The sequence below is a fragment of the Bradyrhizobium sp. genome (assembly GCF_016462955.1).
GTDB lineage: Bacteria > Pseudomonadota > Alphaproteobacteria > Rhizobiales > Xanthobacteraceae > Bradyrhizobium.
This window is the reverse complement of record NZ_JAEMSD010000011.1, coordinates 11,077-23,969: the sequence shown is the minus strand read 5'-3', so window position 1 is coordinate 23,969 and position 12,893 is coordinate 11,077. Positions and strand designations below refer to the sequence as shown.

Sequence of the window (12,893 nt, the reverse complement as noted above, 5' to 3'; positions counted from 1 at the left end):
GCGGCATGGAGCAGCGCACCGCGATCGCGCGTGCCTTCGTCCACGATCCGAAGCTGCTCCTGATGGACGAGCCGTTCGGCGCGCTCGACGCCCTGACGCGCGAGCAGATGAATTTGGAGATGCTGAGGATCTGGCGTGAAAGCGGCAAGACCATCGTCTTCGTCACCCATTCGATCCAGGAAGCGGTGTTCCTGTCCTCGCATTGCGCGGTGCTGACCGCGGGACCTGCGAAGATGGCCGACTATTTCCCGATCGACCTGCCCTTCCCGCGCGATCTGCCACTGAAGACGACCGATGCGTTCGGCGCCTATGCAAGGCGGATCTACGCGAAGCTGGGGCTAGGCGCAGCGTAAGACGCTGCCCCGCTGTCATTCCGGGGCGCGACGAAGTCGCGAACCACGATGCGCAATTGCGCATCGTAGTTCGCGCCAAGAGGCGCGCCCCGGAATGACGGTGCGCGGCCTGACGACCGCGCCCCACCATCAGCTCCTGTTGCGCGACTTGCTGAGCAGATAGTTGTCGTAGAAATTCTCCGCGATCTGCGTATAGAACAGCACCTCCTTCATATACGCGTCGTGGCTTTCCTTGGTGCGCTTGAACAGGTCGCTCTTGGCGGCCAGCTCGTTCAGATGGTCCTGGGTCGCGTTGTAGCAGGCTTCCAGCACCGGTTGCGGGAATGCCTTCAGCTCCGCGCCGCCGGCGATCAGGCGCTTCAATGCCGCCGGATTCACGCTGTCGTACTTCTCGACCATCCAGGCGCCGGCCGCCGCCCCCGCCTGGTTGACGATCGCCTGGTACTGCTTGGGCAGCGAGGCCCATTTCTCGTCGTTGACGACCATGTGCAGCATGGCACCGCCCTCCCACCAGCCGGGAAAGTAGTAGTATTTGGCGACCTTGTAGAAGCCGAGCTTCTCGTCGTCATAAGGGCCGACGAACTCGACCGCGTCGATCGTGCCCTTCTCCAGCGCCGGGTAGATGTCGCCGCCTGCGATCTGCTGCGGCACGACCCCGAGCTTTGCCAGCACGTGCCCGCCCATGCCGGCGATACGGAATTTGAGGCCCTTGAGATCGTCGACCGTCTTGATCTCCTTGCGGAACCAGCCGCCCATCTGGGTGCCGGAATTGCCGCAGAGGATTGCATGCGTCTTGAACGGCTTCAGCGCTTCGTTGGTGAGGTCGGCGCCGCCGCCGAAGTGCCACCATGATTCCTGATGGCGATGGTTCATGCCGAAGGGCGCGCCGGTGGCATAGGCAAGCGCGGGCTCCTTGCCGATATAGAAATAGAGCGGGGTCTGCGCGATCTCGACCGATCCGGTGCTGACGGCATCGAGCGCTTGAAGGCCCGGGACGATCTCACCGGCGGCAAAGGTCTGGATCTGGAATTTGTTGTCGGTGGCCTCGGCGACATATTTAGCGAAGGTCTGCGCCGTGCCGTAGATGGTGTCGAGCGATTTCGGGAAGCTCGAGGTCAGGCGCCATTTGATCTCGGGCGCGCTCTGCGCGATCGCAGGTGCAGCAACCAGCGTGGTCGCGCCGGCGACCGCCCCGCCTTGCAGAAATGTACGGCGTTTCATCATGGATCTCCCTGAAGCAGATTTCGAACATATGGGTTTTGTGGCGACGGTCTTCGCGGACCGTTTGCCCGTTCCTATAGCGAAGTTCAAGTTGCGAGGAGAAGGCCCTGCGGAGCTCTCAGAGCAGCTTGGCGCTCACGAACAGCGCGCGCACGGCGTTGGTCGCCTGCACCGCCAGCATGGCATTACCGGCAGCGCCTTCGAGGGCCGCGACGGCGTCCTCGTGCAGCGCGCGGAATTCCATCCACTCGACCGACTTGAAGTTGGTAAGGAACTGATAGGCCTGACCAACGGTCGCAATCGCCAGCGTGTCGCCGTTCAGCTTGATCTTGAACGTCGTGCGCAGCGGGGTTTCGGAACTCGAGGGATCGCTCATGGGCTGCTTCTGGACGAGGACGGCTTAAGGAAGGGGAAACGGCAGCCCCGCCGTCGCAGGCAATATCAGGAATCGGTGCTCGCGCGCTGCGAAGCAGTTGCCGAACCGCGCAGGCTCGGCACCACGACCAGGCGGTTGAACTCACCGTTGTCGTAGGCCTTCAGGAAGCGATCATAGTCCTTGATCGAAACGCAGCCGTTGGAGTCGCCGCGGGGTCCGAGCAGGTAGTTGTGCGTGAGCAGACCGACGCGGCCGAGCGCGCTGGTGCCTTCGACCGGGGTCATGCGCAGCGCCCGGACGCCGTGGAACAGTTTTTCCCGCGGCTTGAGGTCGTAGGTCGCCGGCGGCGTCGCGCCGACCATCCGCCGGTCGACATAAGTGGGGTCGTCCATCAGCGCGCCCAGGCCGGAATGGGCCTCCAGCGTCACGCCGCTCGGCAGATAGACCGCCTTGGCCGAGATGTCATAGACCGCCGTCCGCGAATCGTAGCCGAGAGCGGCGAGATCCGGCCCCTTGCTGAACAGGCCGTCGCCGGGCGTCAACGAGGCCAGCTTGATCTTGTCGGTGAATCTTTCGAAGAAGTTGCGGTTGTCGGCCCTCGAACCGGTATCGGCATAGGCCTGGCTGGAGGCGATCTGGGCGGCCAGGTCCGCCTGGACAGGGCGTGAGCGTGGCATCGGGACGGCGTCGGCGCGCAGCGAGGGCCTTCTCTCGTCAACCACGGCCCGCTCGTCATCGCTCAGCATCGAGCGCCAGTCGTCGCCCTGGAGTCTTTGCGCGAGCATCGCCTTGGCGTCTCGGAGCTTGAGCTGCACCGCATTCACGGCGGAGCGCTCCAGCACCCGCAGACCAAGCTCTCGGGGTGTCGGGCTGGCGGCGGCCGAGGCAAAACGGTCCTCGAATGAAGGGGCATTGGCCGGCGGCAAAGCAGCGGAAACCAGCGGCGTCGAATCGCCGATCTCGGCGACCCACGCGGCGGCCCCCACCGCCAGCGCAATCGCCCCCAGTGACAGCAATATCGTCTCGGCTCGCCCGACACGGCGGCGCGACAACAGCCTTTCGGCATGTGCTGCGTCGGAAACCATCAGATCCCCAAATCGACCTCCGGGGAGACCCACCCCCACCCGGAGACTCTGTACCAGCTACCACATTGGGAGCCAAAAGTTAGGCATAATCGCGGCCGGCAAGGCTCTTGGAGGTATCTAATGACCGATCTTTTCAATCTTGACCGCTTTGTCCGGGCCCAAGATCCGGTTTATCGCGAGGTCCAGGGAGAGTTGGCCCGCGGCCGCAAGCAGACTCACTGGATGTGGTTCGTCTTCCCGCAGATCGCAGGCCTCGGCTTCAGCGCCATGTCGCAGCGCTACGCCATCGGCTCCCGCGCGGAGGCGCAGGCCTATCTCGCCCACCCACTCCTCGGGGCGCGCCTGGTCGAAAGCACGAAGCTCGTGCTCGCCGTCGAGGGCCGCACCATCAACGCGATCCTCGGCGCACCGGACGACGCCAAATTCCGCTCCTCGATGACGCTGTTCGGCGCCGTATCCGACGGGCCCGTCTTCGATCAGGCGCTCGCCCGATATTTCGCAGGCGAACGCGACGGCGCCACGCTGGAGATCCTGGCGAAGCTCGACCGGGCATCCGGCTGAGTTGACGGGAGCGGGAGCGTAAACCCAGGATTAACATCGGCCAACTATCGTCCGGGCGAAATATTTCTCCGTCAATTGCCGGACAGATCATGAAAATCGGTACGCTCCTGACCAGCGCCATCGTCTCGCTCTCGACCGTGGGCGGGGGCCTTGCCGTCTACGTCGCCGTGACGAAGTACCAGACCATGCAAGGGGTCGGGGAAGCCCAGGGACGGCTCGCGATCGTCCGGGCCGCGAGCGACATCCCGCGCTATCTCAACCCGGAGCGCGGCTTTGCCACCAATATCCTCTACGGGCCGGCCACCGTCGATCCTCAGCAACTCTCCGAACACGACAAGCTGCGCAAGCAGACCGACGGCGCCCGCGACCGGATGAACGCGTTGCGCAAAGAGCTGCCCGGCTCGTTCGACGACGGCAACAGGATCGGCACCGATATCGACGCCATCAACTCGAAATTCACCGCGCTGCGCGAAGCCATCGACAAGGCGATCGCCGGACCTGCGGAAGCGCGCAAGGATGCCGCCAGGAAGGTCGTCGCCGACAATGCGTTGCTCAACGCCGGCGTCACCGCGCTCCTCAACGAGCAGGTCCGTCGGATGGCGATCCTGAACGGCGATGCCTATCGCCAGGCCAACTACGCCAATATCGCCATGACACTCCGCGACATCGGCGGTCTCAATGCCAGCGTGCACAAGAACCTCGTCGGCGGGAAGAAGGTGGCGACCGATGCCGAGAAGGCCGACGTGGCGCGCATGCAGGGCCGCAACGACCAGATCGTGATGGCGTTGATGGAGTTGCGCGGCAATCCGGCGACGGCAGCAAACGTCGGTGCCGCACTGGACACGATGAACTCCCGCTACGTCGAGGAATTCGGCCGCGAACTCAAGCTGGTCAAGGACGGCGCCGCCACCGGCAAGTATGAGCACGACGTCGACACCTACTACGCGGCATCGCAAAAGGGCCTCGGCTCCATCATCGGCGTCCGCGACGCATTTTATGACAACGCAGAGCAGATCCTCGCCGGCGCCTCCGCCGCCGCGCGGACCAGCTTTACGATCGCGCTCCTCGGCCTCCTTGCCCTGCTGATCGTCAGCGCCGGCCTGATCGTGATGGTCCGCCGCCGCGTCTGCACCCCCATCGTGACCCTGACCTCGCGGATGTCGCGGCTCGCCGACGGCGACGTTGCCGACGGCATTCCCGGTGCCGAGCGCTCCGACGAGATCGGCGCGATGGCCGCGGCCGTTCAGGTGTTCAAGGAAAACATGATCCGGGCCGACCGGCTCGCCGCCGAGAAGCAGGCCGAGAACGATGGCAAGATGCGCCGCGCCCAGGCGCTCGACGATCTCACCCGCGCCTTCGAAGCCAAGGTCACCGAGCTCGTCGGCGGCCTGTCCCGCGCCTCCGCGACGATGGAAGGCACGGCGCAGTCGATGACCTCGACCGCGGCCCAGACCAACAGCCAGGCCGCGGTGGTCGCCGCCGCGTCCGAACAGACATCGACCAACGTGCAGACGGTCGCCAGCGCCACCGAGGAGCTGACCTCCTCGATCTCCGAGATCAGCCGTCAGGTTGCCCAAAGCACCGCGATCGCGGCCCGCGCGGTCGACAACGCCCGCCGCACCGGGGATACCGCGCGCGCGCTCGCCGAGGGCGCGCAGAAAATCGGCGACGTCGTCACGCTGATCCAGAGCATCGCCGAACAGACCAACCTGCTTGCGCTGAACGCGACCATCGAGGCCGCCCGTGCCGGCGACGCCGGCCGCGGCTTTGCCGTGGTCGCCTCGGAAGTGAAGTCCCTGGCCGGTCAGACCGCCAAGGCGACGACCGAGATCTCCGAGCAGATCGCTGCTATCCAGAGTGCGAGCGACGAGACCGTGGCCGCAATCCGCAATGTCGCCGACGTCATCGCCGAGATCGACCAGATCGGCACCGCGATTGCCGCCGCGATCGAGGAACAGGGCTCGGCCACCAAGGAAATCGCCCGCAGCGTCCAGGAGGCCGCCCGCGGCACCCAGGAGGTCAACAGCAACATCTCCGGCGTGCAGCGTGCCGCCGACGACACGGGCACCGCCGCCAGGGAGGTGCTGGGCGCAGCGCAGCAGCTGTCGACCCAGTCGCACGACCTCGCCGGGCAGGTCGACCGCTTCCTCGGCGAGGTCAGGGCGGCCTAGTAAGGCGGCGCCTTGCGCGCCCGCTGCGCCTTGGCCGCTTCGATCCACCACGTGAGATCATCGGCAAAGCGCGGGAATGCGCGCTCCAGGGCCTTGCCGCCATCGCCGATCGGCTCGCCCTCCGCCGACAATGTCTGCGCGATCGGGCCGACCCCGATGGTGCTCGACACCACCACCATGCCCATCTCCGAGAGCGTGCCGTGCCAGGCGGTCGCGGCGCGCGCGCCGGACAGGCGGCCGGCCGAATAGCTCGCGATCGCGGCCGGACGCCAGAACCATTCTTCGAGGAAATGGTCGGTGAGGTTCTTCAGGCCGGGCTGAATGCCCCAATTGTATTCGCCGGTGACGAAGACGAATCCGTCGGCGCCGCGGATCTGGCCGGCCAGCTTCTCCAGCTCGGCGGGCGCCGAGCCTTTGGGATACTCCTTGTACATGCGGTCCAGCATCGGCAGGCCGATGGCCTTGGCGTCGATCAGTTCGACGTCCTCGCCGCGGCTGCGCAGCCGGTCGATGACGAAGTTCGCAAGGCGGATGCCCATGCGGTCGGAACGGTAGGACCCGTAGAGGACGAGAATGCGATTGCTCATGGCCGGATGGTAGCACGAAACCGGCGGATCGCCCTACCCGATTTGTGTGTGTGACCCGCGGCCGCGCAGCAGCGTTTGCGACGGGGTCTCACCGAACTGGTCGCGATAGCTTCTGGAGAAATCGCTGAGATGCCAGAAGCCATAGGCCAGCGCGACCGCCTTGACGCTGTCGGCCCGTGCAAGAAGCCGCTGGCGTACGAGCCACAGCCGGCGCAAACGCAAATAGCGGTGCAGGCTCATGCCGCGATAGCGGCGGACGACGTCGTGCATGGTGCGCACCGACAGGCCGAGCCTCCGCGCGATCTCGTCGCTGTAAATCGGCTGCGACAAGTCTTCGGAGAGCAGCGCGTGGATCTCCTGGAATATCCTGAAACTCCGTCCGTCATTGGGACCCAGGGTCCAGCGGGCGGAAACGACCGTTTCAAAGACCTCATCGACGGCCCCGAGCAGGGATTCCTTCATCGCCGCGCCCGTCAATGGAAGCTCCGCTGACTGGCCCGGACCGGACGCCTCGGCCAGCACCTCGCGAACCACGCTCCGCAGCCGCTGCAAGCCGACCTCGGAGACTTCAAAGATCTTGAAGTTCGCATGCGCCGGCGGCCAGCCGCGATCCGTCACCTCCGGCCTGAACACCACGGAAGCGATTTGCCGCTGCACCTCTTCGACGGTCGTGTAGGACGCGCCGCCGCTACCGATGACCACGACTGGTCGTGCACGTTGCGAGCCATTGAAGCGAACGGGCACGTCGAGGTCGTCCATCGTGAAGCCGATCGCCGTGCAATCCCCGACGAGCTGTGCATCGACCACCCGAGGAAAGACGCGCGTCAAGTTCACGTCGCAGCCAGGCAAGGACAGGATCGTCTGCTCGGCCGAAATCTTCCGCACGAAAGGCGTGAATTCGAAATTCAGCCCGCGTATCGCACTGCGAAATTCGTCGACATCTGAAAAGCGAAACGTCTTGAGTGCCGACCCGGGCACATCCTCAATACTTGTCATGAAAATAAGAAATGCCGCGTCGCGTTGAATCTGCGTCCGGCCGCGGTGCCCGGTTCGCTTCCCCCTTCGGCTTTCCTTGTACCGATGAAAGCAATCGTAACGTGTATTGCTCAAATGGCGAGCGTCGAATTGAAAGAACGAGCCGGGACGCCCTGTCTCGCCAAATTTCGATAACGTTTCCCGCAGAGCTTGCGGTGCCTCGATACCTGAACCCTCAGAGCATAAGATTCTAATTAACGTCTTTAGGGCGGAATGATCGCCGTTAAATCGTGAAAGCTATTTCATTACAGGCCCCTGCCATGATGGCAAATTCGCCTGCCGATATTCTGGTCGAGCTAGAGACTGCGGTCGCAACGTGTCCGGTGGAGCGTTGCGCCCGCATTCTCTCCGGCATTTTACAGCTGCTTACCAGCAGCCGCGACCGGCCCCAGGAATTGCTGGCCAATGTGGTCGACGGCGTTCTGCTCCGGCTGATCGAGCGGGTCGAGACAAGTGCGCTGGCTGAGGTCGCCGCGGCGCTCGCGGAGCTCGAGGCAGCTCCGCAGGAGACGATGCGACGTCTGGCGTCGCACGTTGATCCTGAGGTGGCGTGCCCGGTCTTGCTGAGATCGCATTCGCTGTCCGCGGCCGATCTCAACACGATCGCGGCCGCGAGCGGCGAACACCAGCAATGTGCGATCGCCCGACGCGCGACCGTCGATCCCCTCGTGATCGAGACGCTGATAAAGGGCGGCGCCCGCAGCGCTTGTTTGGCACTGATCGGCAATGCGGAGGCACAGTTCTCCGACTCCGCTTACGGTGCCCTTGTCGAGAGGTGCCTGACCGACGATGAACTCACGAAGGCACTGGCGCTCAGACCGGACACGCCCGACACGGTCATGCGGAAGTTGCTGTCGGCCTCGGCGCCGACATCAGGCAAGGGATCGAACGCCACCTCCTCGCTTGAAGCCGCGCCAACCGTCAAACTCCCCTCCGCGGCCGCCTATGCCAGCGCGCGGCCGGAGATCGTTGCACTCAGCCGCATTGGCAAGCTCAACGATTCCACGGTGAACCGCTTCGCCATTCGCGGTGAGACCGCCAACCTCATCACGGCGTTGTCGGTGCTTTCGGGAGCTCCCATCGAGATCGTCGAGCATGTCCTGACCGACGAGGATTGCGAGGGCCTGGTCATGGCCTGCCGTGCCTCGCGGCTAAACTGGCAGACCACGTTTGCCATCCTGAGCAATCGCTGCGGCACGAGGCTGTCCTTCGCCGAACGCGAACGCGCGCAGCACATTTTCGAGACGCTGCTTCTGTCGACCAGCCAATGGACAGTGCGTTGGGGAGAGATTGCCGCAAGCGCCAACGAAAGCAGCCGCGGACATCGCGGCGCAAGGAAGATGGGTGTTAGCCGATGAAGTTCGACGGTCGCAAAGCTTCTCGCGTGAAGATGGACCACAGGCAGCCGGTCAATCTCATGGGATCGGACGGCACGTGGCGACGCAGCTGCGTCCTGCTCGACATCTCGCAGACGGGAGCCAAGGTCGAGGTCGAGGGCACGCTGGACGTGCTTCAGGCCAAGGAATTCTTCATGCTGCTGTCGTCGACGGGGCTCGCCTACCGGCGCTGCGAGCTGGTGTGGATCGACGGCACCACGGCCGGCCTCCACTTCGTCATCGCACAAGGCAAGAAGAAGCAGGCGAGTACGGTTGCCGCGATGCAGAGCTCCGCTGAGGCCAAATAGAACGAGAATTGGTCCCGCCGATTGGACCACGACATCTCAGGTCTTACCCTTGCAGAACGCGCCAACCGCACCCAGGCCCACCAAGCGCGACGGCATCGCCGTCACTGCAGCGTCGCGCCCGCTGGTGCATGTCCTGGCCGACAGTTCCGACAAGCTGGCCGGCGTCTGCTCGATTCTCCAGGAGCGTTTCACCGTCGCGGGCGAGCGGCTTGATGCCGAATCCAAGCTGTCGCAGGTGCCGTCGGCCATCGTCATTCGCGCGGAGCTTCGCGATGTCGACAACATCGCGGCGATCAAGAAACGCGCGGGCAAGCTCGCAAAAGCGAAGAAGCGCGTCTTCCTGCTCGAGCACGCTTCTCACGTCGGCGTTTCGCAAGCCTATGCGCTCGGGGCAACGCTGGTCCTGCCCGGCACCATCAACCGGGCGAGGCTGCTGGCCGGGTTGTCTGATCCAGCCAACCCGTCCTCGGTCTCGTCGGGCACGACCGCGCAGTCCGACAATGCGATCGAGACCGGAGCCACCGCGATCGCATCGATGTTCAACTCCGTGACCCTGGGCCAGCCGCTTGACGTCAATGGTGCGAAAGAGGCCGGTCGCCAGATCGCCGATCGCATCACCCGGCACGGCCTGACGGACTGGCTCATGACGGTGCGGCGCCATCATGAAGGAACCTATCAGCATTGCCTGCTCGTGACCGGCATTACCATCGACTTCGGATTGAGCCTCGGCGTCGGCAAGCAGGACCTGGAACGTCTCTACACCGCGGCCATGTTCCACGACATCGGCAAGGCGCAGATTCCGCTTGCCATCCTCGACAAGCCAGACCGCCTCGATGCCGCGGAACGCGCACTAATCAAAACGCATCCGGCCGCCGGCTACGAGTTTCTCAAGGACCAGGACGGGATCTCGCCGGAGATCCTCGACGCCGTTCGCCATCATCACGAGTACCTCGACGGCAGCGGCTATCCCGATGCGCTTTGCGCGGAGAGCATTGGCGACATCGTGAGGATTCTGACGATCTCGGACATCTTCGCAGCACTGATCGAGCACCGGCACTACAAGCCGACCATGCCGCGGGCGGAGGCCTACGACGTTCTGTGCGGCATGGACGGCAAGCTGGAAAAGGCGCTGGTCCACTCGTTCAAGCAGGTCGCGCTCACGCGGTGAGTGCGGCAGTCCGGTCGGAGAGGCGCGCTACTGCGTTGCACGATGGCTGGCGCGGTGCGGGATGGACCGGCAGGCCAATCCCTCGGCCAGCAGCTTCATGTCCTCGTGCCGGCCGCTGCGAATCAGGCGGCCGAACTCTTCGGGTGTGAATGGAAGACTTGGATCATCATCGATCGGACGCCGCATCCGTGGACCAAACAACCGCCGAACCAAGCTAGCCAGCCGCCGCATGTCAATTCCCTCGCGCCAGCATCAAACCTCTCAGTCCGCACATTGTTCCTCCCCCACCTCCGAGATTGCAAGAGGCCGCTTGCGACACCGCAGCAAATATTTCGCTCGGAGAATAATCTCCTCTCCCTCGACCTACGCGGCAAAACCCACGTAACGCACGAACTCGTCATTGTGCTCGCGGTCCGAGCGAACTGCGTTCGCGGTGGAATTGTCATCCGTCGGCGATCGCGACGCAGGCCGTGATGACATCATCCTCCGGAATATTCGTTACCCGCGCACGTTGCGCTCCGATTGGACCAGCGTCTCGAATTCCACTTCTCAAACCTCCCTGCCCGCTCTTCGCCCGCATTTGCGACATGATGCGGTTGCCGATGCGCCCCGCAAAACCTATGCTGAGCCGCAAGCAAGACCAAGAACCGCGCAAGGAGACCCGCCATGGCCGCGCCGCTCGATCCCGTCATCGCCGAGATCATTCCGCTTATGCCGATGCGCGATCCCACGGTCATGACGCCACAGAGCGCTCGCGATTCCTTGCGCGCACTGGCTGCCTCGCGCGCAGCCATCCCGCCGCCGCCCGTCGACAGCGTCGCGGACATCAAGGTAAGAGGCGGTGCGGGCCTGCTCGATGCACGGGTCTACCGGGCCGGTGCCACGCCGGCACCGACCGTTGTGTTCTTCCATGGCGGCGGCTGGGTTGCAGGCGATCTCGAAACCCACGACCGGCAGGCGCGCAACCTTGCGATCGAGACCGGCGCGGTCGTCGTCTCCGTCGACTATCGCCGCCCGCCCGAGACGCGCTTTCCCGGCGCCTTCGAGGACGCCTTCGCCGCAGTCGGCGATGTGTTCGGCCGCGTCGCGGAATTTGGCGGCGATGCGAAGCGCCTGGGTGTTGCCGGCGACAGCGCCGGCGGCAATCTCGCGGCGACCACTGCGATCGCCTGCCGCGATGCCGGCATCAGGCTCGCCGCCCAGCTCCTGGTCTATCCCGTCACCGACGTGCTCGGTTCCTATGCCGACGCGCACGAGAACGCACGCTATCCCTCGCGCGCCGAAAATGCCGAGGGCTATTTCCTGACGCGTGCGACGATGGAATGGTTCTGCGGCCACTATCTCGCCGATCCCGCCCATGCGGGCGACTGGCGCGCCTCGCCGCTGCGCGCAGCATCCCTCGCCGGCGTCGCGCCCGCGGTCTTGACCACCGCCTGGTTCGATCCGCTGCGCGACGAGGGTGCGGCCTATGCGCGGGCTCTGGAGACCGCCGGCGTCCGCGTCAAGCACCACGAGGGCCCCGGCCTGATCCACGGCTATTTCGGCATGGGCGATGCCTCCGACGCCGCGCGCGCCGAGGCGCAGCGCGCACGCGCCGACTTCAAGGCCCTGCTCGCGCGAGGCGTGTGACGGCGATCAGGCGCTCCTGGTGCGCTGCACGCCGGTGTGCCCCCAGGTCTCGTCCCAATCCTGACCGGCGGCGTCGACGGCGCGGCCGTCGGCTTCGAAGAACTTGTTCGGCACCTGGAAGATGGCCAGGATCAACGCGCCGTCCGGACACCAGGCGGCATGCCGGCTGCCGGCCTCGCGCCAGATGAATTCGCCGGCCTTGCAGGCGATCCCCTTGGCCGGCCCCTCCTTGTCGACCAGCGCACCTTCGATCACCCAGCTCTGCTCGATGCCGACATGCTCGTGATCGGGCAGCACCGATCCCGGCGCAAAGCGCATCAAAGCGGTCATCAGGCCCGTGCGGCGGTCGAACAGCAGCGTCTTGGCCGCGCAACCCGGAAAGCGCGTTGTCTGCCATTCCATGTCTTGCGGTCGAACCAGGTGTGAGTGCCCGTCGGCTTCCTGGTCTTTCGCGATCGCGGCGTCCATCACGATACTCCCTCCGTTTCGGCCGCGCGAAGCTATCAGCATCGCGCAGCCGGGTCAGCGAGCAGTGCAGCAGAGAGGATCGCGCACGAAAAAACGGCGGGGCAAACCGGACGCGCCGGCCCCGATCCTGCTTGATTGCGCCATGATTCCCGGTTCCAATCCGCCCCGCCATTTCTGGTTAGGGAGACACCCATGATGAAACGGATTTTCCTGGCGGCGATCGTTGCCACCTTTGCAGCGGGCTCGGCCTTCGCGCAAGAAACCTGCGAGAGCAAGGCGGTCGGCAAGGACGGCAAGCCGCTGGCCGGCGCCGCCAAGACCTCGTTCCTGAAGAAGTGCAAGGCCGACGCCTGCACGCCCAAGGCCGTCAACGCCGACGGCAAGCCGCTCGCGGGCGCTGCCAAGAACAGCTTCATGAAGAAGTGCGAGACCAGCGCGTAAGGCGCGATGAGGTCGCGTTAGCGGGCGATTGCCAAAGCGAACTTCGTCATGGCCGGGCTTGTCCCGGCCATCCACGTTCTGGAGGCCCGGCAGCAGATCCGTGGATGCCCGGGA

General features: G+C 64.8%; 13 protein-coding genes and 1 pseudogene. 8 read left to right on the top strand and 6 right to left on the bottom strand.

Features of this window, described 5'->3' with window-relative positions:
- Nucleotides 1-353 (top strand): annotated as a pseudogene (locus JHD07_RS02650) (ABC transporter ATP-binding protein); the annotation flags it as partial.
- Between the two features lie 129 nt (nucleotides 354-482).
- Here the strand turns inward: JHD07_RS02650 and JHD07_RS02645 are convergent.
- The 3 genes from JHD07_RS02645 to JHD07_RS02635 form a co-directional block, all read right to left on the bottom strand.
- Complete coding sequence (locus JHD07_RS02645; protein ID WP_291618641.1) at nucleotides 483-1,574, bottom strand: TRAP transporter substrate-binding protein; 1,092 nt, start codon at nucleotides 1,572-1,574, stop codon at nucleotides 483-485.
- 118 nt (nucleotides 1,575-1,692) lie between these two features.
- Nucleotides 1,693-1,950: a hypothetical protein gene (locus JHD07_RS02640; RefSeq protein WP_291618638.1), complete on the bottom strand. Its 258-nt coding sequence runs from the start codon at nucleotides 1,948-1,950 to the stop codon at nucleotides 1,693-1,695.
- Nucleotides 1,951-2,015: 65 nt separating this feature from the next.
- Nucleotides 2,016-3,035, bottom strand: a complete 1,020-nt coding sequence (locus JHD07_RS02635) for a DUF2778 domain-containing protein (protein WP_291618636.1) — start codon at nucleotides 3,033-3,035, stop codon at nucleotides 2,016-2,018.
- 120 nt (nucleotides 3,036-3,155) lie between these two features.
- Between JHD07_RS02635 and JHD07_RS02630 the strand changes: the two genes are divergently transcribed.
- Nucleotides 3,156-3,596 carry a DUF1810 domain-containing protein gene (locus tag JHD07_RS02630; RefSeq protein WP_291618634.1) on the top strand — a complete coding sequence of 147 codons (441 nt, stop codon included), beginning with the start codon at nucleotides 3,156-3,158 and terminating at the stop codon, nucleotides 3,594-3,596.
- 89 nt (nucleotides 3,597-3,685) lie between these two features.
- Nucleotides 3,686-5,767, top strand: coding sequence for a methyl-accepting chemotaxis protein (locus JHD07_RS02625; protein ID WP_291618632.1), 2,082 nt, complete (start codon nucleotides 3,686-3,688; stop codon nucleotides 5,765-5,767).
- On the opposite strand, the gene JHD07_RS02620 is transcribed toward JHD07_RS02625, so the two are convergent.
- Complete coding sequence (locus tag JHD07_RS02620) at nucleotides 5,764-6,354, bottom strand: NAD(P)H-dependent oxidoreductase (RefSeq protein WP_291618630.1); 591 nt, start codon at nucleotides 6,352-6,354, stop codon at nucleotides 5,764-5,766. The genes JHD07_RS02625 and JHD07_RS02620 overlap by 4 nt on opposite strands.
- Before the next feature lie 33 nt (nucleotides 6,355-6,387).
- Entirely contained in the window at nucleotides 6,388-7,350 is a 963-nt protein-coding gene (locus tag JHD07_RS02615) for an AraC family transcriptional regulator (RefSeq protein ID WP_291618691.1), read from the bottom strand.
- Between the two features lie 299 nt (nucleotides 7,351-7,649).
- On the opposite strand from JHD07_RS02615, the gene JHD07_RS02610 reads away from it, so the two are divergent.
- The 4 genes from JHD07_RS02610 (at nucleotide 7,650) to JHD07_RS02595 (ending at nucleotide 11,870) form a co-directional block, all read left to right on the top strand.
- Nucleotides 7,650-8,747 carry a DUF2336 domain-containing protein gene (locus tag JHD07_RS02610; RefSeq protein ID WP_291618629.1) on the top strand — a complete coding sequence of 366 codons (1,098 nt, stop codon included), beginning with the start codon at nucleotides 7,650-7,652 and terminating at the stop codon, nucleotides 8,745-8,747.
- Entirely contained in the window at nucleotides 8,744-9,073 is a 330-nt protein-coding gene (locus JHD07_RS02605; protein WP_291618627.1) for a PilZ domain-containing protein, read from the top strand. The genes JHD07_RS02610 and JHD07_RS02605 overlap by 4 nt, the downstream gene beginning before the upstream one ends.
- Nucleotides 9,074-9,122: 49 nt before the next feature.
- On the top strand, nucleotides 9,123-10,241 hold the full coding sequence (locus JHD07_RS02600) for an HD domain-containing phosphohydrolase (RefSeq protein ID WP_291618625.1): 1,119 nt from the start codon (nucleotides 9,123-9,125) through the stop codon (nucleotides 10,239-10,241).
- A 666-nt stretch (nucleotides 10,242-10,907) separates the two neighbouring features.
- Nucleotides 10,908-11,870, top strand: a complete 963-nt coding sequence (locus tag JHD07_RS02595) for an alpha/beta hydrolase (protein ID WP_291618623.1) — start codon at nucleotides 10,908-10,910, stop codon at nucleotides 11,868-11,870.
- Between the two features lie 6 nt (nucleotides 11,871-11,876).
- On the opposite strand, the gene JHD07_RS02590 is transcribed toward JHD07_RS02595, so the two are convergent.
- Complete coding sequence (locus tag JHD07_RS02590) at nucleotides 11,877-12,338, bottom strand: cupin domain-containing protein (protein WP_291618621.1); 462 nt, start codon at nucleotides 12,336-12,338, stop codon at nucleotides 11,877-11,879.
- Between the two features lie 192 nt (nucleotides 12,339-12,530).
- Between JHD07_RS02590 and JHD07_RS02585 the strand changes: the two genes are divergently transcribed.
- On the top strand, nucleotides 12,531-12,779 hold the full coding sequence (locus JHD07_RS02585; protein ID WP_291618619.1) for a hypothetical protein: 249 nt from the start codon (nucleotides 12,531-12,533) through the stop codon (nucleotides 12,777-12,779).
- Nucleotides 12,780-12,893 lie beyond the last annotated feature (114 nt).